The sequence below is a fragment of the Mesorhizobium sp. 43Arga genome, assembly GCF_053714255.1.
The window spans coordinates 965,503-987,946 of record NZ_JBSKBO010000002.1; the positions used below are offsets into that span (position 1 = coordinate 965,503).

Consider the following 22,444-nt stretch of genomic DNA (forward strand, 5'->3'; position numbering starts at 1 on the left):
TCTGACGCGGTGAAGATGTCGCCCGCCGCCATGGAATCGCGCGCCGGCGAAGTGGCGGCCTTGTTGAAGACACTGGCGCATCCAATGCGGCTGATGCTCGTCTGCACCCTTGTCGAAGGCGAGTATTCGGTCAGCCAGTTGGAAGAAACGCTCGACATCCACCAACCGAACCTTTCCCAGCAGCTGACGGTGTTGCGCGACGCCGACATTGTGGAGACGCGGCGAGACGGGAAACAGATCTTCTACCGGCTGACCGCCGAGAAGGCCGCTCAACTGGTTGCGGCACTTTACACGATCTTCTGTTCGGAAGGCCGGCCATGACCTCCTATCTCGTATCCCTTCTCGGTGGAGCCCTTATCGGTCTTTCATCGGTCATCCTCTTGATGCTGAACGGCAGGATCGCCGGCGTCAGCGGGATTGTCGGCAGGGCGGTCCAGGGCATCGGTGTCTGGACAAACGGCGCCTTCGTCGCCGGATTGCTGCTTGGCCCGGTGGTGTACTTCGCGGCCTTTCACCATTGGCCCACCGTGACGGTGACGGCATCGCTGCCATTGGTCATGCTCGCGGGATTGCTGGTCGGCTTTGGGTCCCGAATGGGCTCGGGTTGCACCAGCGGTCATGGCGTCATGGGGCTGGCCCGGCTATCGCCACGTTCGATCGTCGCGGTCCTGACATTCCTTGCGAGCGGCATCGCGGCCGTCGCGCTTCTTCGCGGAGCAGTCCTGTGAGACACACCAGACTACGGCCGGTTGCCGCCTTGGCCGCGGGCACCCTTTTCGGGCTTGGCCTGGCACTGTCGGGCATGCTCGATCCTGTCCGCGTCCAGGGCTTTCTCGACGTCTTTGGCGCGTGGGACCCGAGCCTGGCCTTCGTGCTGGGCGGTGCCGTCGCGGTTGCGATGGCAGGCATGGCCTGGCTCCGGCGGATGTCGCGACCGCTGCTGGCGGATCGCTTCCATTTGCCAATGAAGTCGCGGATCGACGCCCGACTGATCGTCGGCTCGGCGATCTTCGGCCTGGGATGGGGCCTGGGCGGGTTTTGCCCCGGTCCGGCCCTGGCTTCGCTGTCGCTTGGGCTGACGCCAACCCTGGTCTTCGTGGCCTTTATGCTGGCGGGCATCGTTGCCCATGACAGCTTCTTCGTCGAGCGGCCATCATGAGCGCTACTTTGTTTGCCGCCCTGGGCTCCGGCGGCCTGGTCGGTTTCACCCTTGGACTTGTCGGCGGCGGCGTCTGAGCCGGGCGGGAAGCTTCGGTATCATCCATTGTGTTCGAACACCGCGCCATAGTGATATGGCGGCAAATCGACCATTCGCAGAAGCCGGAAACCAGCAGCTTCCAGAACCGCCGCCACCGCTTCGGGCGACATGCGCATCTCCGTCCTGGGGCCGCGCGGCTGGCCAAGCACGGTCGTGTGCTCTCGCGGCAGTTGATGCCAATTGACCAGCGCAAACAGACCGCGCGGCTTAAGCGTACGGGCCACGGCTTTGACGAGGGCCGGCTGATCGGGCACACCGTGGAAGGTGTTGGCGATCAGCACAAAATCGATCTTTTCAGGGATCAGTTCCGCGACGTCGCCGGCATCCGCGACAATCCATTTCAGGACCGAAACGCCGAGCTGTTTCGCCTCGGCCTTGGCCGCCACGATCATTTCCGGGTCGAGGTCGAGCGCGTAGACGCGGCCACTGACGATTTTCGCAAGCGGAGCGGTGAAATAGCCGTCGCCGCAGCACAGGTCCAGAGCCGTCATGCCCGGCTCGACGCCCAACGACAGCAAGAGGCCCGACGGGTCTGGCCAAAGCGCCTGCCACCAATCGCGGTCAGGCATGGAGGTGGCGGCAAACATTCCAGTCATGGGCGGACGCTCTAGAATTGCGCTGCGGGGCAGCTTCCACCGGCAGGCTTCAGAAAGCAATGTTGCCGGTGCTGACAGCGGAGCCCCTCCGGCCCGGGCACCAAGGGTATCGACCCACGCAAGTTCTGAGGCCGAAATAGCCTTCAGACAACCCGCTTGCCGCTCGCGTCGATGACGACTTCGCCATCCTCCTTGGTGAACGGGCCGATATCGCGATTGGGCAGGATATCGAGCACCGCTTCGGACGGCCGGCCCAGCACGACGCCGAGCGGGCTCACCACGATCGGCCTGTTGATCAGGATCGGATGCGCCAGCATGAAATCGAGGATCTCGTCGTCGCTCCATTTGGGGTCGCCAAGGCCGAGCTCGGCATAGGGCGTGCCCTTCTCGCAGCAATTGGCGCGGCGTCATCGCCATTGCCTCGAGCAATTCGACAAGCCTTTCGCGCGACGGCGGCGTCTTCAGATATTCGATCACCTGCGGCTCCTCGCCGGATTGACGGATGATCGCCAGCGTGTTGCGCGACGTGCCGCAATCGGGGTTGTGATAGATGGTGATGGTCATTGTGCGGCTTTCATCTCAGTGACGGTCTCGGATTCGGCCAGCAGCCATCCGGCCAAGGCCAGCGCCAGCGGCGCGCCCGCCAGTTCGCGGGTTTCTGGCAGGATATGGAAACGCCCTGCCGCGTGACGCTGCCGGCACGCACCTGCACGAAAACGAGAATCGGCGTCCGAACCGCCGCCAACCGTCCACACCTCACCCCCAGCGCATCCCGCCGACGAAATCGATGAACGCCCTCAGCGGCGCCGGCGTCAGGCGGCGGCCGGGATAGTAGAGGAAGGGGCCGGAGAATTCCTGCCACCAGGGCTCCAGCACCGGCTCCAGCCGGCCATCGTCGAAATAGGGGCGCAGCCAGTCCTCGAACAGCGAGACGATGCCGCCGCCGGCGACCGCGACTTCGAGCGCCAGCGCCATGGCCGTGCCGGTGCTGACAAGCAACGGGCCGGTCGGCTCGACGCTCACCACCTCGCCGTCGCGTTCGAACTCCCAGGGCGGCGTCAGGCCGCTGGCGAAGCGGCCGCGCAGGCAGGCGTGATGCAGCAGGTCGCGCGGGTGGTCGGGCCGGCCATGCCGGTCGAGATAGGCCGGTGCGGCGGCGGTGGCGTAGTGCTGCCGTCGCGGGCCGATCGGCACGGCGATCATGTCCTGCTCCAGCCGCTCTTCGTAGCGGATGCCGGCATCGCAGCCGCTCGCCAATATGTCGACGAAACTGTCCTCAGCGGTCACTTCCACGCGAATGTCGGGATAGGCGGCGAGGAAGGGCGGCAACAGGCGCGGCAGCACCAGTTTCGCCGCGACGACCGGCACGTTGAGCCGCAGCGTGCCGGCCGGGCGGCCGCGAAAGCCGTTGACCACGTCGAGCGCCGCCTCGACTTCGCCGAGCGCCGGGCCGAGCCGCTCGAGCAGCCGCGCGCCGGCCTCCGTGGGCGCGACGCTGCGTGTCGTGCGGTTGAGCAGCCGCACGCCGAGCCCGGTCTCCAGCCGCCGCACCGTCTCCGAGAGGCTGGAGGCGCTGACATTGCCCACACGGGCTGCCTCGCGAAAGCCGCCGGCGCGCGCCACCGCCATGAACGCCTGCAGGTCTCCAAGATCCGTCGCCATTGTTCGCCTTTCCGTACAGGCTGTACCGATTGCACCATATTATCGCGCAGGCGCGCATTGTCTACATTGGGCCGATCCAAAGGAGATGAGACCATGACCGACATCAGCAAGGCTGGAACCTTCAAACTCGGCGACCGCACCGTGAAGCGCCTCGGCTACGGCGCCATGCAACTGGCTGGCCCCGGCGTCTTCGGCCCGCCGAAGGACCGCGACGCAGCCCTTGCCGTGCTGCGCGAGGCGATCGCCAGCGGCGTCGACCACATCGACACATCGGATTTCTATGGCCCGCACGTCACCAACCAGATCATCCGCGAGGCGCTGCACCCCTACCCTGCCAACCTCACCATCGTCACCAAGGTCAGCGCCCGGCGCGGCGCCGATGCATCCTGGATTCCCGCAATGTCGCCCAAGGAACTGACTGAGGCCGTCCACGACAATCTGCGCAATCTCGGGCTTGATGTGATCGAGGTCGTCAACCTGCGCTCGATGCATGGCATCCACGGTCCCGCCGAAGGATCGCTCGAGCCGCAGTTGAACACGCTCGCCGATTTGCAGCGCCAGGGCCTCATCCGCCATATCGGCATGAGCAATGTCACATCGACCCAGATCGCCCAGGGGCGCAGCATCGCCGAGATCGTCTGTGTGCAGAACCAGTACAATATCGCGCATCGCCAAGATGACGCGCTGATCGACGCGCTTGCCGCCGACGGCATCGCCTATGTGCCGTTCTTCCCGCTCGGCGGCTTCACCCCGCTGCAGTCGGACACGCTCGCCAATGTCGCCCGCAAACTCGGCGCGACGCCGATGCAGGTGGCGCTCGCCTGGCTGCTGCGCCGCGCGCCCAACATCCTGCTCATCCCCGGCACCTCCTCGCTCAGTCATCTCCGCGAGAACCTGGCAGCGGCCGAACTCGACCTGCCGGCCGACGCGCTCGCCGTGCTGAACGGCATAGCCGACGAGAAGGCGGCCGCCTGAGATTTCCTGCGATATTTCCCTGCCGGGGTGGGAACGTCCTCCTCGGCAGTGCACTCACCCCAAACTCTCTCGACTCTGCAAAGCGCGTTGACGGCCTAGGTCAAACCATTTATAGAACCATTTAGTTCCAGAACTAATTGGTTCCATAATGACGACTGCGCTCTCCCTCGACGACACATTCGCCGCCCTCGCCGATCCCACACGCCGGGCGATACTGGCCCGGCTGCTCGATGGCGAAGCCTCGGTTGCCGAGCTGGCGCAGCCCTTCGCGCTCACCGTCCGCGCGGTCTCCAAACATGTCGGCGTGCTTGAACAGGCCGGCCTCGTCACCCGCAGCCGGGCCGCGCAGAAACATCTCAGCCGCATCGAGCTCAGACCGCTGCGCGACATCGACCGCTGGCTCGACGACTACCGCAAGCTGTGGGAAGGCCGCTTCGACCGCATGGAAGACCTGCTGCGGCGCGACGCGGACAGGCCGGAATGAGTACGCCCGCCGAGCGCAGCTTTGCCATCGAGCGGATTTTAAACGCGCCGGTCGAACGCGTCTTCCGGCTGTGGACCGATCCGCTCCTGGTGGCGCAATGGTGGGGCGTCAGGGACTGCACCATTCCCCTTTGCGTGCTCGACGTGCGCGTCGGCGGCCGCTGGCGCATCGACATGCTGACGCCCAGTGGTGCGCTCTACCGCAACCAGGGCAGCTATCTCGAAATCGTCGAGAACGTCAGGCTGAGCTACCTTGACGAACCGGATCCTGAAATCCGCGAATGGGCAGGCAAGCCGCCGGGCCAGAGCCGCCACACGGTGAGCTTCACGCCCGACGGCGCGTGCACCCATGTCCATTTCGAGGTGATGCTGGCGACTGCCGCCGACCGCGAACGCCTGCTGGCACTCGGCATGCGCAGCGGCTGGATGCAGAGCTTCGACCGGCTGGAACAGCTGATAGGCAGGGGAGCCGACCATGCTGGCTGAGAGTGCCAAACCGACCGCGCAAACCGTGCTGTCGCGCGATGGAACGCCGATCGCCTGCGAACGGCGCGGCCAGGGCCATCCGCTCATCCTCGTAGACGGCGCGCTCTGCTCGCGCGCCATGGGGCCGAGCGGCCCGCTGGCCAAGGCGCTGCAAGGCGGTTTCACCGTGTTTCGCTACGACCGCCGTGGCCGTGGCGACAGCGGCGACACCTTGCCTTACGCCGTCGAGCGCGAGGTCGATGACATCGAGGCCGTGCTGCGGGCGGCCGGCGGCGAAGCCTATGTCTGGGGCATGTCTTCCGGCGCCATGCTGGCGCTGATGGCGGCAGCCCGCCTGCCCGGCATCAGGAGGCTCGCGCTCTACGAAGCGCCGCTGATCGTCGACGACAGCCGCGCGACCACGCAAGGCGACTGGGCAGCGATCCGCCAAGCCATCGCCGACAACCGGCGCGGCGACGCCGTGGGCGCCTTCCTCAAATCGGTCGGCATGCCCGGCCTGCTGATCGCGGTCATGAAGCTGACGCCGATCTGGCGCAAGCTCAAGGCAGTGGCGCATACGCTGCCCTACGACGGCGCCATCGTCGCCGGCGACCAGCTCGGCAAGCCGCTGGATCCCGCCCGCTGGACCACGCTCGGCGTGCCGACGCTGGTGACCGACGGCGGAAAAAGCCCGCCATGGATGCGCCACGGCAACAAGGCGTTGGCGCAGGCGCTGCCCAATGCGCGCTACCAGACGCTGACAGGCCAGAACCACATGCTGAAGCCCGCCGCGCATGCGCCGGTACTGACGGCGTTTTTCAACGGGCTGGATTGAGCGGCCAGCCGCTTCAGCGCAGTGGTGTTGCGGCTTGCGGAGCCGTCGCGGCCCGTGCCATCTGTCTGATGCAACCGACCAATCCGGATGAGCATGGCATCACGACCACCCCCCGCCGGCAGACCCGGCAAGCCGCCAGGCGTCAGCCTCGTCAGGGCGCTCTCGAAGCTCGGCCTGTGCTCGCGTACGCAGGCGCAGGTGCTGATCGCCGAGGGTCGCGTGCGCGTCGGCGGCAAAGTGGTGCGCGATGCCGCGCTGCGCGTCGACCTGAACCGCGACCGCATCGTCGTCGACGGCGCGCAAGTCGTTGCCAAGCGCAAGGTCTATGTCATGCTCAACAAGCCGCGCGGGCTGGTCACCACCCGCGACGACCCGCAGCAGCGCGACACCGTCTATGCCTGCCTCGCGGGGCTCGATTTGCCCTTCGTCTCGCCGGTCGGCCGCCTCGACAAGGCCAGCGAAGGCCTGCTGCTGATGACCAACGACACGCATTTCGCCAACCGGCTGATGGACCCCGCCTCGCATCTGCCCAAGACCTATCATGTGCAGGTCGGCACGGTGCCCGACGAAGCGATGCTCGAGACGTTGCGCGCGGGCGTCACCGTCGATGGCGAGACCCTGACCGCCAATTCGATCGCGCTTTTGCGCAGCGGCGGTCGCACAGCCTGGCTGGAGGTCGTGCTCGACGAGGGCCGCAACCGCCACATCCGCCGCCTGCTCGCTGCGCACGGCATCGAGGTCAAGCGCCTCATCCGCATCGCCATTGGCCGGCTGCCCCTAAGCGACCTCGCCAAGGGCACGGCGCGGCATTTGACGCCGGAGGAGCTGGCGCTGCTGGGCGGCTGAGCAAACGTCCCGCCGGCCAGACCGCGAGCGGCCAGGCTCATTTTTCCGTGCGGAGTTTGCGTTAGAATGCAGGCTTGCTCGGATTGAGCTGTAGTCTACCCCGCGAGGGAACCGATAAGCCTTGCCCCCTTCGCGGAGCCGCGTCATGCGCGCTTAGATCGGCCCCTCACGCTATCGTCCGAACAACGCCACCGTCGACACGCAAGGAAGTGCCTGTTGTCGCCGACGCCTGCTCCGAACAGACATAGACGACCAGATTTGCGACTTCTTCGGTTGTCGCAAAGCGATTGAGGAGCGATATCAGGCGCATCGTCTTCAAGAACTGTTGCTCGGCTGCCTGTTGCGTAATGCCTTGCTCTTTTGCTGCCGCCTTCATCCAACCGCCCATGATTTCCGAATTCGTTGGACCAGGGACGACGCTGGCAACAGCTTCGCCTATCTTCTTTCGGACGCCCGACTAAACCTGATGGGATCAGCATACTCGTCCGCCTGACGCCGGGGGGCATGAGCTAAATACCTGGAGTTGTCATGACGCTGAAGTTGACCCGCTGACTAGATGGGTGGGAGGGCGCCGGCAGGGGAAAAGCTATACCGCGCGATTTGCCAATGTTCATTGCCCATCTTTCGCAGAAGAAAGAGTTCATGGAAAGCAGCCGGAGCGCCCTCTCCAGTCCTAGTTGGTGTGAAGATCCCGCTAGTATCAGTACGCACGTAGGCCCATTCCGGTGACATCTCCACAAGTTCCTGGATTGTGGTTTGCACCTCAAAGCGGATGCGTTGGAAAGTGCTTTCATAGTTTGCTCGAACAGCGTTGGCCCCTGCGACGGCGGGTTGGAGAAATGGCAACATCACCGGATCCTCAAAATAAAGATCAAGTATAGCGTCGATGTTGGCATCGTTCAGCGCCTGGAAATATGCAAGGATAGTTGACTCGATAGCAGAGCGCTCTCGGGTGTTCACAGTCATATTGACGCCTTTCCATTATTTGCGAACCGGTGCAGTCCGCCAGAGGTCGGGGAAAAACTGGCGGGCAGGGCATTGGATTAGCCCTTGAGGATCAGATTTTTCGCCCAAAGAGGGTGGAAGCACTGCTGGGGCGCGCCGTCCTGAAGCGATCCAAGGTCCATTGGTGCGAAGCCCAAGTCGTCTATTAGCGCGGAGACATCCCTGCGGGCGTCAGGATCGTCGCCAGACAAGAACGCGACACGGCGCCCCCCATCTTCTTCGGGGCTCTGTGCAAGAATTGCTGCGGGTATTGTGTTGAAGGCCTTGACCACCTGCGCTCCACTTAGGGTCTCCTGAACGATGCTTGAGGAGAATTTTCCGCCCAAGTCAGACGGGGTGAAATCGGGAAAGTCGATCGCGTTTGTCGCGTCGATGACCGTTTTTCTGTTCCAGTTTGTTGTGGAAGCAAGCCCAGCAATTTCCGAAAAAGGGATCGCTAAGATGACGGTCTGAGCCTTGAGCGCGTCCTGCAGTGAACTCGCGGTCACTGTCGGCCCAATCGCCTTGGCCAGTGGCGCGATCGCCTCGAGCGGTCGCCGGGCCGCGACGGAGACTTGAATGTTGTTACGGGCGAACGCCCGGGCAAGCGCTTGGCCGATGGCACCAAAACCTATAATCGCATAGTTCATAAGATCCTCCGGATCGCTGCTTGAATTGGAAATACGCGTACGAACGCAAGGCACATCTGACTTGAGCTGTTGTCCGCTCCGAGAGGCGACCAATTTGCTTTGGCGCTTCTCGGCACCGCTCAAGCGAGCCAAAGGCGGGTTGCCTTATGCGATTGTGCGAACGACACCGCCGTCGACACGCAAGGACGTGCCTGTTGTCGCCGACGCCTGCTCCGAGCAGACATAGACGACAAGGTTTGCGACTTCTTCGGTTGTCGCAAAGCGCTTGATGAGCGTTGACGGGCGCGTCGTTTTGAGGAACTGCTGCTCGGCTTCCTCACGCGTAATGCCTTGCGCCTCCGCGGCCGCCTTCATCCAACCGCCCATGATCTCCGAATTTGTCGGACCCGGAAGCACCGAATTTACGGTGACCCCCGTTCCGCCGACGACCTCGGCCAAGCCCCTCGCAATGGCGAGCTGAGCGGTTTTGGTCATGGCGTAGTCGATCAAATCCACGGGGATTGCGAGCGCGGACTCGCTGCTGACGAAGACGACGCGACCCCAGCCGCGCTTCATCATGTTCGGCACATAGTGGCGGGAGGCGCGAACGCCGCTCATGACGTTCAGCTGGAAGAGATCGATCCATTCGCTGTCGCCTATTTCGAAGAAGGGCTTCGCGCGCCCAGTGCCCACATTGTTGACGAGAATGTCCGCATCCGGGGCCTGAGCGAACAACTCCGCCGCGCCCTCCGGGGTCGCAAGATCGGCGACGACACCGACGAATTCGCCTTTCGGGAAAAGCGCGCGCAATTCGCGAAGCGTTGCGGCGACCCTGTCCTCGCGGCGACCGTTGATGACGACCGAGGCGCCCGCACGCGCCAACCCTTCGGCAATGGCTCGGCCAATGCCCGCCGTAGACCCAGTAACGATCGCCTTGCGTCCGGTACTATCGATATTCATGGCGCATTCCCTTTCAAGCGTTGGTAGAAGCCTCATTTAGGTCATGCGGGAAACATTGATAATAACGCGGATCTCCATAAGATTGATGCCTGAGGAGAATAGAATGGACCGATTTCACGAGTTGAGTGCCTTCATCGCGGTGGTCGAATCGGGCGGCTTTTCGGCTGCTGCGCGTCGGACCGGCGAGTCACAGCCCGCTGTCAGCAAGGCAATCGCCGCGCTCGAGAAACGCCTCGGCGTGGCGCTGTTCAATCGGAGCACCCGCAGCGTGACCCTGACGGATCAGGGGCAGCGATACTATGACCGGACGAAGCCGCTCGTTGATGAAATCGACGATGCCGATAGCGAACTCACGAGCAGCACGCAGACTGTTTCGGGCCTGATCAGAATCAGCGCTGCCTCCACATTTGGCCGCCTGCATATCCTGCCGCTGATACCCGAGTTGTTGTCGCTTCATCCCGCCCTTCAGGTGGATCTCATTCTCTCGGATTTCGTACGCGATATGGTGGAAGATCGGATTGACTTGGCGATACGCGTGGGCCCCGTCGACGAACCCGACGCGGTCGTCAGGCGCGTGGCGAGCACCCCGCTTGTATGCGTTGGGTCCCGTCTTTATTTCGAGCGCCATGGTTTGCCAAAGACCCCCGCAGAGCTCGTTGACCACAACTGCCTCCTGTATGGCGGCATAGCAGAGGTGGCAAATTGGCCTTTCGTGGGGCCAGAAGGTCGATTCAGCGTGCGAGTTCAGGGGAATCTCTCGTCCAACAGTGTCGAAACGATACGGGCCGCGGTTCTGGCCGGTGTTGGAATTGGCCTGTTCGCCAAGGTTTCTCTTGCTGATGAACTCCGCCATCCCGATGTCATCACTATCCTTGACGATTTTATGAGCGATATCAGGAATATTAGCCTCGTCTGGCCCAAACGCCGGTTCGTTCCGGCCCGTGTGCGCCAAGTGACCGATTTCTTCGCGGAGGCCATTGCGCCACGGACTTAGGAAAGCTGCTCAGCGATTGTCTGAACTGCCTACTAGTGGATAGAATCTAACGTTTGGTGCCCCCGTTTGACGGCTGCAATGATTTTTCCCCCGACATTGGCAACAAGCGACTGAAGAGTTGCACTCATTGGGCGGCTGACTTTTTATGCGGCTCGCCCGGTCCGGCTTGGGCGTAACGGCGTGCATCTTCTCGCAACGATCTTCCGTTGACCAGAACGTCTGCGACACGCCGGCTCCGCAGGCCACTTGAGAGATTTCTTCACCGCGCACCGATGATTTCCATCCACTCGCGCTGTCCTCATCCATAGGCGCCGGAATTGTCCGGGCCGGAAAAGCGAGGTGATCCGTGGGATCGTTGAAAGGTCAAAATGTCGTCGTGGTCGGAGGCAGCCGGGGTGTCGGCCGCTCGATCGTGGAAGCCGCGCTCGGCGAAGGCGCGAATGTGCTTGCCGTCGCCCGCGGCGCGGAAGCCTTGAAGGAGCTCGCCTGGGAAAGGTCTGAAGTCAGGACGCTGGCCGCCGACGCCACGCAAGAGACCGCGCCCGACGCGGTGTTCGCCGCGCTGGAGCCGCACGTGCTGGTGATCTGCGCCGGCGCCCTCGCCCCATCGGCCTGCATCCAGGACCAGAGCTGGGACGAGTTCTCGGCGAATTGGGAGACGGACGTCAAGGCATCGTTCCTGTTCTGCAGGGCAGCACTTCAGGGCCGGTTGAAGCCGGGCAGCCGCGTGGTGCTGATCTCCAGCGGCGCGGCATTCAGCGGCGGCCCGCCGAACTCCGGCGGCTATTCCGGCGCCAAGCAAATGCAGATGTTCCTTGCCGCCCACAGCCAGAAGGAGGCCGACCGGCTTGGCCTTGGCCTGCGCTTCATGGCGCTGGCGCCGATGCGCATCATGGCCGGCACCGGCGTCGGCCAGCGCGGCATTTCGAGCATCTCCGCCTATCTCGGCATCAGCCCGGCGGATTTCCTGGCCAGCATGAGCGATGTGCAGACGCCCGCCGATGTCGGACGGGCCGTGGTGGCGCTCGCCGGTGGCAAGGTGCCGGGCATCGCCTTCACGGTGAGCGGCAGCGGCCTTGCCGCTGCGGCATGAGGCGCGCAGGATGCAAGGCGAACTCCGCATGGCAGGCTCGACATGACAGACGCTCCCGGCCCGTTTGAGCCGCTGGCCCCGACAGGCGGGCCGATCCTCGATCGGCCCGCCTTCGAGCGCCTGACGATGGCCCATCGCCGTGCGCTGAAGCTGCATTGCTACCGGATGATGGGTTCGCTGCACGAGGCCGACGATCTGGTCCAGGAGACGTTCCTCAAGGCCTGGCGCGGCCGCGCGCAATTCGACGGGCGCGGCTCGCCGCGCGGCTGGCTCTACACGATCGCCACCAACGCCTGCCTCAACGCCATCAAGGCGCGGGCGTCGGCGCACCGCATCCTCGAAGAGCCCGCGCGACCGCCGAGCGAAGGGCGCGCCGCCGCCGGGCCGGCCGCCGAGCTCTCCTGGCTGGAGCCCTACCCCGACGCCGAGCTGCCGGACCTTGCCGATGGCGAGCCCGGCCCGAACGCGCGCTACGAGACAACAGAGGCCGTGCGGCTTGCCTTCGTCGCCGCCATCCAGCTGCTGCCGCCCAGGCAACGCGCATCCCTCCTGCTGTGCGACGTGCTGGGCTGGACGGCGCTGGAGACCGGGCAATTGCTGGGCGGCTCGACCGCCTCGGTCAACAGCGCCCTGCAGCGGGCGCGCGCGACGCTGGCGCTGCGCTATCCGCAGGGACGCCCCCAGCAGCGATCGCAGCCCAACCCGGAGGAAGGTGCGCTGCTCGAACGCTATATCAGCGCCTGGCAGGCCAACAATCTCGACGGCTTCATCGCGCTGCTGCGCGAGGACGCCACCTACCACATGCCGCCATGGCGCGACTGGTATCGGGGACATCAGGCGATCCACGGTTTCTTCAGGACCGTGTGGGGGAATTTCGCCGGCTATCTCCCTGTCGCGACACGGGCCAATGGCCAGCCGGCGGTCGCGATCTACGCGCGCCACCATCACGAGTCGGAATGGCGCGCCCAGTCGCTCCACGTTTTCGAGCCGGCCGATGGCGGCATCGTATCGCTCACGGTCTATGTCGGCCCGCTCGGGGCAGACCTGTTCGCCGCGTTCGGTCTGCCGCCGGTCTGGTCCGGACCGGAGGCGTAGCCGTCGCAATCCTCTCCTGACACAAAGCTGGCAGGAGGCCTGGTCTATGGATCGATCGGGAGCCCGGCCGCGGCTTCAGCAATCAAGGAGCCAATGATGAATTTCGTCTCTGTCCGCATCATCACCTCGGACGTTCAGCGCCTCGTGCGCTTCTACGGCGAGATCACCGGCATGCCGGTGACGGTCTACACGGAGGACTTCGCGGAACTCGCGACACCTTCCTGCACGCTGGCGATCGGCAGCACGCGCACCTTGATGCTGTTCGGCGGCGACATCGCCCGCCCCGCCGACAACCACACGGCCATCCTTGAATTCCGCGTCGGCGATGTCGATGCCGAATTCGCCCGGCTGTCGGACACGATCGGGAACGTGACCGTGCAAAAGCCGACCACCATGCCCTGGGGCAACCGCTCGCTGCTGTTCCGCGACCCCGACGGCAATCTGGTGAATTTCTTCACGCCGGTGACCGCGGAAGCGATCCGGAAGTTCGACAAGTAGGGGGCGGGCTGCGTCGGTTTCGAGTTGGTTCAGCGCCTGCATCGGGAATCGGCCGAAGCCTCCCCGCGTTCGTCATCCACGGGCGAAGCAAGGAGCGCAGCGACGCGGCGCAGACCCGTGGATGACGAAGCGATGAGCGTTCCCGCGAGTGGCCCGCAGCGATGCCCGTTACTTCAGGTTCCATTTGCGCACGACCGGCTCGCTCAGATCATGCTCGTAGCCGAGCACGCTGATGCTGGCCGTGTCGAGCACGAACAGCGCGCCGCCTTCCGGCGGCAGGCCGAGCCAGCGGGCGGCGAGCACGCGCAGGAAATGCGCGCTGGAAAAGATCAGGATCGAGCCGCCAGCTTCGCCAAGCTGCCTGATGATCCTGTCGGCGCGAGCGCCGACATCGGCTGCAGTCTCACCTTGCGGGCAGCCGTCGCGAAACACGTTCCAGCCTGGCCGCTCGACCAGGATGTCCTTGGTCGTGCGCCCCTCATAGGCGCCGTAGTCCCATTCCTGCAGATCGTCGTTTCTGACGCTTGCCGCGCCAAAGCCGGCCAGCACGCTGGTGTTGTAGGCGCGCTGCGAGGGGCTCGACCACACCGCCGAGAACGACAGGCCCTTGAGCCGCTCCGCCACCCCCCGCGCCGCGGCCTCGCCCGCAGGCGTCAGGGGCATGTCGGTGCGGCCGGTATGCTGCCCAGAAAGGCTCCACGCCGTCTCGCCATGCCGGACCAGATGGATTTGCGGTAGCACGCTGCTCATGCGCTCGGCCCTTCGTTGATGTCGGCCAAAGCTGTAGCGGTCGGCGCGAAAGAGCGAAAGGCCCGGCGACCGCTTCGCCACCTGCGTTTCGCGCAGCTTGGGTGACGGCGGTCCTTGTGCATCACCGCTGGCTTACCAATCCGTAAGGTCCTTTGCCAACGAGTTTCACGAACCTGTCATGTCCACCCGCCTATCCTTGATCCATCGCGGGCTGCGAGACGAGGGACACTTCAATGAAAACACTATCTCTGGCGTTGGCTGCGGGCACGCTGACGGCAGCATTGGCTGGCGCGCTGTCCAGTTCCAGCGCCATCGCCGCACCCTACAAGCACGTACTGCTCATCAGCATCGACGGGCTTCATGCGCTCGATCTGGCAAACTATGTCGCCACAAATCCGAAAAGCTCGCTCGCCGCTCTCGCCGATACCGGGATTTTCTATCCGAATGCGCTCGCCAGCGCCCCGTCCGACTCGTTTCCCGGCCTTGTGGCACAGGTAACCGGCGGCACACCCAAATCGACGGGCGTGTTCTACGACGACAGCTACGACCGCACCTATTTCGCGCCGGCTTCGGACTGCAAGGGCGAGCCGGGTGCCGAGGTGGCCTTCGCCGAGAACATCGACGTCGATTCGACGCGCCTTGATGGTGGCGGCAAGCCAGGCGATTACCGCAGCCAGATCGACCCGGCAAAGCTGCCGATGACGCTGATCAACGGCAAATGCTCGGTGGTCTATCCGCATGATTTCGTGCGGGTCAACAACGTCTTCGAAATCGTGAAAGCGCATGGCGGCCGCACGGCCTGGTCCGACAAGCACCCGGCCTATGAATGGCTGAACGGACCTTCGGGCAAAGGCGTCGACGACCTCTACGCGTTGGAACAGGACAGCTTGATCCCCGGCACGAAGGTCAAGACGACGGGCAGCTTCAAGGCCGAGCGCGACTTTGATGAAGCGCGGGTCCAGGCGGTGATCAACGAAATCAAAGGCCTCGACAGCACCGGCTCGCATCCCGCGGCGGTTCCCACGCTTTTCGGCATGAATTTCCAGGCGGTGAGCGTGGGCCAGAAGCTTCCCAAGGCCGGTCCTGGCGACGAGGCCGGTCTGGTCGGCGGCTATCTGGATGCCAGCGGCACGCCTGGCAATGGTCTCGCCGGGCAGCTCGCCTATGTAGATGGCGCTGTCGGCGAACTGATGGCCGCACTCAAGGACAACAAACTCGCCAATTCGACCCTGATCATCCTTGCCTCGAAGCATGGCCAGTCGCCCATCGACCCGGCGTCGTTCCAGCCACTGGACGATGATCCCTATACGAAGACACCGGGCTATGCCTTCCACATCGCCGACGACGCCGCGCTGATCTGGCTCAAACCGCAAGACAGGGTCAAAAACCTCGCGGCCGCGCAGGATTATCTCGAGAAATCGAGCAAGGCCGAAGGCATCGCCCAGATCCAGCCCCCGAATGCCCTTGCTCTCGCCTATCAGGATCCGGCCACCGACAGCCGTACGCCGGACTTCATAGCGACGGTCAATCCGGGTGTGGTCTACACATCCGGCTCGAAGATTGCCGAGCACGGTGGCGCCAATGTGAACGATCGCAACGTGGCGCTTCTCATCAGCGGTCCTTCGCTCAAGCCGAGGTCGGTGCCAGCTCTGGTGCAGACGACGCAGGTAGCTCCCACCATCCTGCGGGCTCTTGGCTATGACGCCAACGAACTCCAGGCTGTGAAGCTCGAAGGCACCCAGGAGCTGCCGGCGGCACCGTTCTAGAGCAATTCCAGGAAAAGTGTGAGCGGTTTTCCCGGGAAAAGCGCGTAGCGCTTTCCCTTGGGAATTTGCGTCAAAACAAAGAGTTGGAGCGGTTCGCCGTTTCCATGAAACGGTGAAACGCTCTAAGCCGAGGATCATACCGTTCCACAATTGGCCGCCGGGCACGCTTGGTGGCCGGTCGACCTTACCGAGGCGTTCAGCCGCGCAGCAAAGGCCTGACGGATTCGCTGACACAACGCACGATTTCGACCTCGAGGCGCTGACGCTTGCGTATTTGCGCCCGTTTGTTCGGCCTGTAGTCGGCTGGGTCGCGCCGAACCTTCGCCAGGGGCAAGGCATACATCGTCCGGCATACTGGCCTACCCCCGGACTCCACCCAAAAGCTGTCATAGTCCGCGGTGATGCGGCGGCGCAAAGCATAGTCCCTCGAAAAGACGTGGCCTGCGTTTGACGCCGCGACAAGGCCACGCAGTTTGAGGGAGGATGCCAAATTCTGGGCGACGAGGAGCAGCAGGGTTTTCGGTCGTAGACCTTCCATGGCTTTGGTCAGTATCCGGGAATCCTCGAGACCTTGCGCACCGGTCGACATCGACTTCAGCGCGCCAATATAGAGAATGTTGCCACCGCCATCGAGTTGTAGAAGCGACCGGTCCACAATCGCCAGCCCCATTTCGATGACGGGACGTCCTTCCAGGCGCAGGAGAAGGCGCCATTCCGCCTCTCGGTACAGACCTGCCTGGCCCGTCAGTTCCACCGTGACTTCACCGGCAACGGTCGGCATTGCCAAAAGACGACGACCGCGCGTGTGACTTTCGACCAGGGCGGTGTCGGTCAAAAGACGCGCTGCCGCGGCGTAGTGACCAATGACGGCGGCGCAACGATGGATACGCATCAAATTGGCGGCGAGATACGGCCGAACCGGCTTCAGCGCAATGTCGGGATATTGAGCAAGGATTGCAGTGAACGGCTCAACACCGAGGGCCGACCGGATGGCGGCGATATCGCGCCGGAACATCCACCGAAGCGCCGCCCATTTCTTTTCATGCACCCAATTGTTCAGCTTGCGCCGAAACTTGGAGGGCGACCGTTTTATTGGGCCTGTTGGCCGTAATGGCCGCGCAGCGCCCATGGCAATCATCATTTGCTGTATTCTCGGTCGGACGTATCAGTCAAACGCAACTGATGACCTCAATTTTGGATGTCGTAACTTACCGCCACCTCGCCGCGGATATACGAATTCGTAAGGGAGCCACTAAGGTCGACCTGCTCGCGCGTGGTCTTCGACGCGACGTTCCGCTCTTCGTCGCAATCATCTCGGTGGCGGCGCAACCGGGCCAAGGCCAAGACCGGAAGATCGCCGCGGCGCTCGCCCTCGCCTGGCCCTGATCCACATGACGCTGGCCCTGTGAGCAGACCAGCGGCGCAACTATATCAGGGGGAGCCACCAAGACTCCCGCCACCCCAAGGGCGCCAGCCCTTGCACAACAGGTCAGATCATCATGTTCAAACATCTGCTCATCGCCACCGACGGATCGGAACTGGCCGATAAGGGCGTTGCCCATGGCCTCACATTGGCAAAAGGCATCGGCGCCGCCGTCACCTTCATCACCGTCTCGGAACCGTTCCCGATCTTTGCCTGGGGCGGCGCCATGTCCGGCTATGCGGCGGGCGATGAGCTGGCCGTCTACCAAGAAGAGGCGCGCAAATATGGCAAGGAGGTTCTGGCCAAATGCAAGGCCTCTGCCGATGCGGCCGGCGTGTCCGCCAAGCTTGTGCATGTCGAGGACAAACGGCCCGCCGAAGCGATCCTGGAACTGGCGCAGGCGCAAGGCTGCGACCTGATCGTGATGGCCTCGCATGGCCGCCGCGGGCTGGGCAAGCTGCTTCTCGGCAGCCAGACGGCGGAAGTGCTGTCCTACACCGCGATCCCGGTGCTGGTCGTTCGGTAATAGACTTGGCCGGGCGCGCGCAGGGTGAGAGCCGATATTGGCGGCTCTTACCTGACATGCTTGGTCCTCATCCTGCTCAGGAATGCGGCACTGTCGAAGGCGACAGGTGTGCCGGATTCTTCGCCGGCAATGAGGGCGTTTTGCAACGCGGCGACTTTGGCTTCGTGTACTTCGAGCACCGCCGGCCGGCACGCACGACATCACTTGCCGAGCCATATCCTCAACGAGATGAGGGATCGTCCAATCGGCAAAACCTGGCGAGGCTTGCGTAGTTCTTGCGCGGCCCTTTGATCCGCCAGACCTCCACCCACTCGTCCAGGCCGCGAAAGAAGAAGCGCCCGACATAGAGATCGGCGCCGCAGAGATGGCGGACGGTCTGCGCCGCCTCCGGGCCAAGCTCGATGAAGTCGCGGCCATCCGCGTGCAGGATACGCGTCGAACCTTCGCCCGGCTCGAGCCGATAGCACCGGCTTGCCGGCATTTCGTGGGAGCCGATCCGCATGGTTCCATGCTCGGTAAAGCCATCTTCCGTGACCACGGCGTCGCCGGCGAAGCGGCAGGTCGCGCCGGCCAGGAAATCGATCATGGTGCGCCGGACTTTCCACTCCCCGACAAGGTGATCTGCCATTGCCTTCAATCTTCGCTGTCCTCGGCGGGCGCTGGAACACCGAGCTCAACCAGCGCACTTGGTCTAGGCATCACGGCAGCATACCCAGCGAGCGCAGGCCGGCGACGGCGCCACGATATTCGACGTAACCCTTGGGGCACGTCCTGGCTGCGAGACGGTAAAGCCGCACTGCTTCTTCGTTGCGGGCCTGCAACCGGTCGAGTTCTGCGGTGTAGAAATTGGCCTCACACACTTGCCCGCTTGTTTGCGCGGGGTCTCCCGTGCCGGCATCGGCAAGGGCCTCGGCGGATGTCTTTTGCCCCAGTAGCATCTTGATCACCGGCGCAGGCCATCTCGACATATCGATCTTGGCAATTGCCTCGCGCAAATGACTGGTGCCGCCGTTGCGCCGGTCGATGATGTCGAGCCAGATCGCCAAATAGGCATTGTCGGGCGCAAGCGCCGCCGCCTTGGCAAAATCGGGCTCTGCCTTGGCCAGCATTCCGGAAAACTCACGAAGCCCCGGCCCGCATAAGCGTTGGGAAAGTTCGGATCGAGTGCGATCGCCTGGTTGTAATCAGCCAGGGCAGGAGCGAAATCGCCTTTTGCCGCCCAGGCGATTGCCCGGTTGCTGTAGATTTTTGCCTGTTTCGGATCGAGACCGATCGCGCGGTTGAGATCGGCAAGCGCACGCTCATATTGGCCCAACTCGTTCAGGACGAAACCCCGATCGTTCAGCGCCATGGCATTTGTCGGTTCGAGCGTGATGACCTCGCTGTAGTCGGCGATGGCGCGGTCCCTGTCGCCCTTTCTGAGCCATTCGGTGCCCCTGTCGTAATGGGCCGCTGCCATTTTGGGATCGAGGCGGATCGCCTCGTCGAAATCGGCGATCGCGCGATCGCCGTCGCCCTTGCGCGACCACGCCAGACCTCTGTCGTAGCGGATGCTGGGGTCTGTCGGATCGAGGCTGATCACCTGGCTGTAGTCCGCGATGGCCCTGCTATCGTCACGCTTGCGCGACCAGATCAGGCCACGACGATAGTAGGCATGGACGTTTTTCGGATCGAGAACGATCACCTGGTTGTAGTCGGCCATCGCGCGATCATCGTCGCCCTTGCCGCCCCAGGCGTCGCCCCGGTTGTTGTATGAGCTGGCATTCTTCGGATCGAGCGAGATGGCCTGGCTGTAGTCGGCTATGGCGCGCTCCTTATCGCCCTTCCGTGCCCAGTTCAGACCCCGGTTGTGATAGGCCCTGGCATCTCCGGGATTGAGCTTGATCGCGGCATCGTAGTCGGCGATGGCACGCTCGTCATTGCCCTTGTAAGACCAGGCAACACCTCTGTTGTAGTAGAATTCGGCGTTGGCCGGATCGAGGAAGATTGCCTGGTCCAGATAGGTTATCGCCCGGTCAAAGTCGCCCTTGAGCACCAGGATGATGCCATTGTTATAGTAGGCCGCCGACAGCTCCGGGTTGATGCCGATCGCCTTGTCGTAGTCGGCGAACGCATTGTCGTTGTCGCCTCTCCTGACGAAAGCGCCGGCGCGATTGAAATAGGCCGCGGCGCGGTTGTTCGAAGCTTCCGCCTTGTCTTCGATGATTGCCGTGCAAGCGGCAATCTTGCGGGCGCCCTCCACCCCTTCATTGACACAGTCGGCATGGTCCTTGCCGGCGGCGGTCGCCGCCGTGCCTAGGGCGAACAGCACTGCCACAACAGTCAGACCGGAACGCCAGTGGAACCTCATGGCGCCTTGCCCATGGAGCGCAGCGCGCTGGTGGCGGCGGTGTACTCAATGAAATCACGAGGACAGCCGCCAAGCGCAAGCCGGTAGAGCCGCAACGCCTCCTCATCATGATGCTGCAGCCGCTGGAATTCCGCGATGAAGACATTGGCCTCGCAGACATGCTCGTTCCGTGTCGTGCTGTCGGGGTCATCGGCGTTGGCCAGCGCCATTTCTGGCGTCTGGTCGCCCAAAAGCATACGCACCAGCGGCGCTGGCCATTTCGACATGTCGAGCCTGGCCTCGCGCAGGATGCTCGGCTGGCCATTGTGGCGGCGGGCGAGGTCGAGCCACATCGCATAATAGGCGTTGTCGGCCTTCAGCGCCGTCGCCTGCTCGAAGTCGGCCTGCGCCTTGACCGCCGAGCCGGAATAGAAGCCGAGCATCCCCCTGTCGCCATAGACATCGGCGTTTTTCGGATCGGGGCGGATGGCTTCGTCATAGTCGCCAAGCGCGCCGCCGTAGTCGGCTTTGTGCTGCCGCGCGAGGCCGCGGCACTCGAAGCCGTTGGCATTTTTCAGATTGAGGCTGATGGCCGTGTTGCAGTCCGCGATGGCGCGGTCGTAGTCCGCCTTGTAGAGCCAGACGCGGCCTCGGCCGCTATAGGCATCGGCATATTTGGGTTCGAGGCTGATCGCCTGATCGTAATCGGCGATGGCGCGGTCATATTGGCCTTTGCGGCCGAACACCCAGGCCCGCCCCTTGTAGGCGACGGCATAGTGCGGGTCGAGGCGGATCGCCTGATCGTAGTCGGCGATGGCGCTCTCGTACTGAGCCTTGCGGCTGAAAACCCAGCCCCGGTTCCTGAAAGCACTTGCGAAGTCGGGCTTTATCATGATGGCGACGTTGTAGTCCGAAATGGCGCGGACATATTCGCCCTTGGATGCCCAGGCCCGGCCCCTGTCGTTATAGATCCAGGCATCTCCAGGCGTGATGATGATTGCCTGGCCGTAATCCGCGATCGCCCGGTCGAGGTCACCCTTGTCAGCCCAGATCAGGCCGCGATTGTTATAGGCCCTGGCGTAATTCGGATCGATGCTGACCGCCTTGTCGAAATCCGCTATGGCACGGTCCGCGTCGTTCTTCAGCGACCACGTCCAGCCGCGATTATTATAGGCCACCGCGTCTCTGGGATTGACGTCGATGGCTTGCCCGTAGTCGGCGATGGCACGATCGTAATCCTTCTTGCCGCGCCAGACGTCGCCGCGATTGCGAAAGGTCTCGCCATCCCTGGGATCGATCCTGATGGCCTCGGTATAGTCCGATATGGCGCGGTCGGTGTCACCCTTCCTGGCCCAGGCATCGCCACGCCGGTGCCAGGCATTGACATGCTTCGGCTCGAGACTGAGCGCCTGGCCAAAGTCGGCGATGGCGCGCTCGTCATTGCCCTTGTAGGCCCAGGCAAGCCCAAGGTTGAAATATTGATCCGGGTCTTGCGGGTCGAGAAAGATCGCCTGGTTGTAACTGGTGATGGCCTGGTCGTAGTCGCCGGTGCGCAAAAAGGCATTGCCGCGGTTGTTGTAGGCGGAGCCGTTTGCCGGGCCGAGGCTGATCGCCTTGTCAAGATCCGCGATGGCTTTGACGTAGTCGCGCTTGATGTCGTTCCAGATCATGCCCCGGTTGCCGTAGGCGACAGCGAGTTGCGGATTGAGGCTGATGGCCTGGCTATAGTCGGCCAAGGCTCGGTCGTAATCATTCTTCTGGCCCCAGGCCAGCCCACGGTTGTTGAAGGCGTCGGCATCTTTCGGATCAAGGCTGATCGCCTCGCCATAATCGACAATGGCAAAATCATACGCGCCCATATCCGCCAACGCGTTGGCGCGGTTGAAAAAGGCCAGGGCTCGATTGCTCGAAGTCGACGCCTTGTCCTCGATGACGTCCTTGCAGGCAGCAATCCGCTTGGCGGTGTCGAGCTTGTCGTTTGCGCAATCCTCCAGGCGGCCGCCGGCGGCCATGACGGGACCGCCGAGCCCAAGCAGGATCGCAGGAACAGCCAGAGTCCGCCCTGCCCCCGCAGCCAATCGCAAAAATCCATGAAGCATCATGTCAGCGGAATCTGGATCGCAATTACTGGTTGTTGGCCTTATGCCGACTTGATCAGGCAAATTCCTGATTGCCGCAAGTCACCGCAGAAAAGAAATCCGGTCAGGCCTGGTCTGTACGTCCCGGCAAGATGTTCAATCTGGCTGCGAACCTGTGTGACAGCCAGACCGGCCCCTC

The 22,444-nt window shown here is 63.4% G+C and carries 27 protein-coding genes and 2 pseudogenes; 14 read left to right on the forward strand and 15 right to left on the reverse strand.

All coding sequences use genetic code 11. The features are described 5' to 3' along the window. The first annotated feature begins 15 nt into the window (after positions 1-15). From bigR to ACWGS8_RS11180, 3 genes are read left to right on the forward strand one after another with little or no spacing between them, the layout of a single operon-like run. The gene (gene bigR, locus ACWGS8_RS11170; protein WP_454581269.1) at positions 16-321 is read left to right on the forward strand and encodes a sulfite-sensing transcriptional repressor BigR; all 306 of its coding nucleotides are present in this window, start codon (positions 16-18) and stop codon (positions 319-321) included. After that, positions 318-728 (forward strand): YeeE/YedE family protein, encoded by a 411-nt coding sequence (locus tag ACWGS8_RS11175; protein ID WP_454580975.1) that lies wholly within the window; start codon positions 318-320, stop codon positions 726-728. The genes bigR and ACWGS8_RS11175 overlap by 4 nt, the downstream gene beginning before the upstream one ends. 29 nt (positions 729-757) lie before the next feature. Next, complete coding sequence (locus ACWGS8_RS11180; RefSeq protein WP_454580976.1) at positions 758-1,159, forward strand: DUF6691 family protein; 402 nt, start codon at positions 758-760, stop codon at positions 1,157-1,159. A gap of 98 nt (positions 1,160-1,257) precedes the next feature. Here the strand turns inward: ACWGS8_RS11180 and ACWGS8_RS11185 are convergent, their stop codons facing one another. The 4 genes and pseudogenes from ACWGS8_RS11185 to ACWGS8_RS11200 form a co-directional block, all read right to left on the reverse strand. Further along, complete coding sequence (locus ACWGS8_RS11185) at positions 1,258-1,854, reverse strand: class I SAM-dependent methyltransferase (protein ID WP_454580977.1); 597 nt, start codon at positions 1,852-1,854, stop codon at positions 1,258-1,260. Between the two features lie 143 nt (positions 1,855-1,997). Beyond that, positions 1,998-2,418: pseudogene (gene arsC / locus ACWGS8_RS11190) on the reverse strand (arsenate reductase (glutaredoxin)). Beyond that, positions 2,415-2,609, reverse strand: coding sequence for a hypothetical protein (locus ACWGS8_RS11195; protein ID WP_454580978.1), 195 nt, complete (start codon positions 2,607-2,609; stop codon positions 2,415-2,417). The pseudogene arsC and the gene ACWGS8_RS11195 overlap by 4 nt, the downstream one beginning before the upstream one ends. A 1-nt stretch (position 2,610) precedes the next feature. Next, positions 2,611-3,516, reverse strand: coding sequence for a LysR family transcriptional regulator (locus tag ACWGS8_RS11200; RefSeq protein ID WP_454580979.1), 906 nt, complete (start codon positions 3,514-3,516; stop codon positions 2,611-2,613). A gap of 93 nt (positions 3,517-3,609) precedes the next feature. Here ACWGS8_RS11200 and ACWGS8_RS11205 point away from each other — a divergent pair, with 93 nt between their 5' ends. From ACWGS8_RS11205 to ACWGS8_RS11225, 5 genes are all read left to right on the forward strand, one after another. Next, entirely contained in the window at positions 3,610-4,491 is an 882-nt protein-coding gene (locus ACWGS8_RS11205) for an aldo/keto reductase family oxidoreductase (RefSeq protein ID WP_454580980.1), read from the forward strand. Between the two features lie 148 nt (positions 4,492-4,639). Continuing rightward, positions 4,640-4,975, forward strand: a complete 336-nt coding sequence (locus ACWGS8_RS11210) for an ArsR/SmtB family transcription factor (RefSeq protein WP_454580981.1) — start codon at positions 4,640-4,642, stop codon at positions 4,973-4,975. Next, complete coding sequence (locus ACWGS8_RS11215; RefSeq protein WP_454580982.1) at positions 4,972-5,460, forward strand: SRPBCC family protein; 489 nt, start codon at positions 4,972-4,974, stop codon at positions 5,458-5,460. Before ACWGS8_RS11210 ends, ACWGS8_RS11215 begins: the two co-directional genes overlap by 4 nt. Then, positions 5,450-6,274, forward strand: coding sequence for an alpha/beta fold hydrolase (locus ACWGS8_RS11220; RefSeq protein ID WP_454580983.1), 825 nt, complete (start codon positions 5,450-5,452; stop codon positions 6,272-6,274). Before ACWGS8_RS11215 ends, ACWGS8_RS11220 begins: the two co-directional genes overlap by 11 nt. A 93-nt stretch (positions 6,275-6,367) precedes the next feature. After that, positions 6,368-7,120, forward strand: coding sequence for a pseudouridine synthase (locus tag ACWGS8_RS11225; RefSeq protein ID WP_454580984.1), 753 nt, complete (start codon positions 6,368-6,370; stop codon positions 7,118-7,120). Between the two features lie 166 nt (positions 7,121-7,286). On the opposite strand, the gene ACWGS8_RS11230 is transcribed toward ACWGS8_RS11225, so the two are convergent. The 4 genes from ACWGS8_RS11230 to ACWGS8_RS11245 all read right to left on the reverse strand — a co-directional run bounded on the left by ACWGS8_RS11230 (position 7,287) and on the right by ACWGS8_RS11245 (position 9,693). Beyond that, complete coding sequence (locus tag ACWGS8_RS11230) at positions 7,287-7,496, reverse strand: SDR family oxidoreductase (protein ID WP_454580985.1); 210 nt, start codon at positions 7,494-7,496, stop codon at positions 7,287-7,289. A 176-nt stretch (positions 7,497-7,672) separates the two neighbouring features. Beyond that, positions 7,673-8,086: a YybH family protein gene (locus tag ACWGS8_RS11235; protein WP_454580986.1), complete on the reverse strand. Its 414-nt coding sequence runs from the start codon at positions 8,084-8,086 to the stop codon at positions 7,673-7,675. A 77-nt stretch (positions 8,087-8,163) separates the two neighbouring features. Next, complete coding sequence (locus tag ACWGS8_RS11240) at positions 8,164-8,754, reverse strand: NADPH-dependent F420 reductase (protein ID WP_454580987.1); 591 nt, start codon at positions 8,752-8,754, stop codon at positions 8,164-8,166. A 144-nt stretch (positions 8,755-8,898) separates the two neighbouring features. Beyond that, positions 8,899-9,693: an SDR family NAD(P)-dependent oxidoreductase gene (locus tag ACWGS8_RS11245; protein WP_454580988.1), complete on the reverse strand. Its 795-nt coding sequence runs from the start codon at positions 9,691-9,693 to the stop codon at positions 8,899-8,901. A gap of 103 nt (positions 9,694-9,796) precedes the next feature. Between ACWGS8_RS11245 and ACWGS8_RS11250 the strand changes: the two genes are divergently transcribed. The 4 genes from ACWGS8_RS11250 (at position 9,797) to ACWGS8_RS11265 (ending at position 13,373) form a co-directional block, all read left to right on the forward strand. Further along, the gene (locus ACWGS8_RS11250) at positions 9,797-10,687 is read left to right on the forward strand and encodes a LysR family transcriptional regulator (RefSeq protein WP_454580989.1); all 891 of its coding nucleotides are present in this window, start codon (positions 9,797-9,799) and stop codon (positions 10,685-10,687) included. Between the two features lie 346 nt (positions 10,688-11,033). Continuing rightward, complete coding sequence (locus tag ACWGS8_RS11255; protein ID WP_454580990.1) at positions 11,034-11,780, forward strand: SDR family NAD(P)-dependent oxidoreductase; 747 nt, start codon at positions 11,034-11,036, stop codon at positions 11,778-11,780. A gap of 42 nt (positions 11,781-11,822) precedes the next feature. Beyond that, the gene (locus ACWGS8_RS11260; RefSeq protein ID WP_454580991.1) at positions 11,823-12,875 is read left to right on the forward strand and encodes a sigma-70 family RNA polymerase sigma factor; all 1,053 of its coding nucleotides are present in this window, start codon (positions 11,823-11,825) and stop codon (positions 12,873-12,875) included. A 96-nt stretch (positions 12,876-12,971) separates the two neighbouring features. Next, the gene (locus tag ACWGS8_RS11265; RefSeq protein ID WP_454580992.1) at positions 12,972-13,373 is read left to right on the forward strand and encodes a VOC family protein; all 402 of its coding nucleotides are present in this window, start codon (positions 12,972-12,974) and stop codon (positions 13,371-13,373) included. Positions 13,374-13,541: 168 nt separating this feature from the next. Here the strand turns inward: ACWGS8_RS11265 and ACWGS8_RS11270 are convergent, their stop codons facing one another. After that, positions 13,542-14,123, reverse strand: coding sequence for a histidine phosphatase family protein (locus tag ACWGS8_RS11270; protein ID WP_454580993.1), 582 nt, complete (start codon positions 14,121-14,123; stop codon positions 13,542-13,544). Between the two features lie 233 nt (positions 14,124-14,356). Here ACWGS8_RS11270 and ACWGS8_RS11275 point away from each other — a divergent pair, with 233 nt between their 5' ends. After that, entirely contained in the window at positions 14,357-15,889 is a 1,533-nt protein-coding gene (locus ACWGS8_RS11275) for an alkaline phosphatase family protein (protein WP_454580994.1), read from the forward strand. Positions 15,890-16,085: 196 nt separating this feature from the next. Here ACWGS8_RS11275 and ACWGS8_RS11280 read toward each other — a convergent pair whose 3' ends face one another. Beyond that, entirely contained in the window at positions 16,086-17,030 is a 945-nt protein-coding gene (locus ACWGS8_RS11280) for a VirK/YbjX family protein (RefSeq protein ID WP_454580995.1), read from the reverse strand. Between the two features lie 358 nt (positions 17,031-17,388). Between ACWGS8_RS11280 and ACWGS8_RS11285 the strand changes: the two genes are divergently transcribed. After that, on the forward strand, positions 17,389-17,838 hold the full coding sequence (locus tag ACWGS8_RS11285) for a universal stress protein (protein ID WP_454580996.1): 450 nt from the start codon (positions 17,389-17,391) through the stop codon (positions 17,836-17,838). 47 nt (positions 17,839-17,885) lie between these two features. Here the strand turns inward: ACWGS8_RS11285 and ACWGS8_RS11290 are convergent. The 5 genes and pseudogenes from ACWGS8_RS11290 to ACWGS8_RS11310 all read right to left on the reverse strand — a co-directional run. Then, positions 17,886-18,055: pseudogene (locus ACWGS8_RS11290) on the reverse strand (type II toxin-antitoxin system ParD family antitoxin); the annotation flags it as partial. A 3-nt stretch (positions 18,056-18,058) separates the two neighbouring features. Beyond that, entirely contained in the window at positions 18,059-18,466 is a 408-nt protein-coding gene (locus ACWGS8_RS11295) for a DUF6314 family protein (RefSeq protein WP_454580997.1), read from the reverse strand. Between the two features lie 70 nt (positions 18,467-18,536). After that, complete coding sequence (locus ACWGS8_RS11300; RefSeq protein WP_454580998.1) at positions 18,537-18,776, reverse strand: hypothetical protein; 240 nt, start codon at positions 18,774-18,776, stop codon at positions 18,537-18,539. 5 nt (positions 18,777-18,781) lie between these two features. Further along, a complete protein-coding gene (locus ACWGS8_RS11305) occupies positions 18,782-20,188 on the reverse strand; it encodes a tetratricopeptide repeat protein (protein ID WP_454580999.1) in 1,407 nt (468 codons plus the stop codon). Further along, positions 20,185-22,245: a tetratricopeptide repeat protein gene (locus tag ACWGS8_RS11310; RefSeq protein WP_454581000.1), complete on the reverse strand. Its 2,061-nt coding sequence runs from the start codon at positions 22,243-22,245 to the stop codon at positions 20,185-20,187. The genes ACWGS8_RS11305 and ACWGS8_RS11310 overlap by 4 nt, the downstream gene beginning before the upstream one ends. Positions 22,246-22,444: the final 199 nt, after the last annotated feature.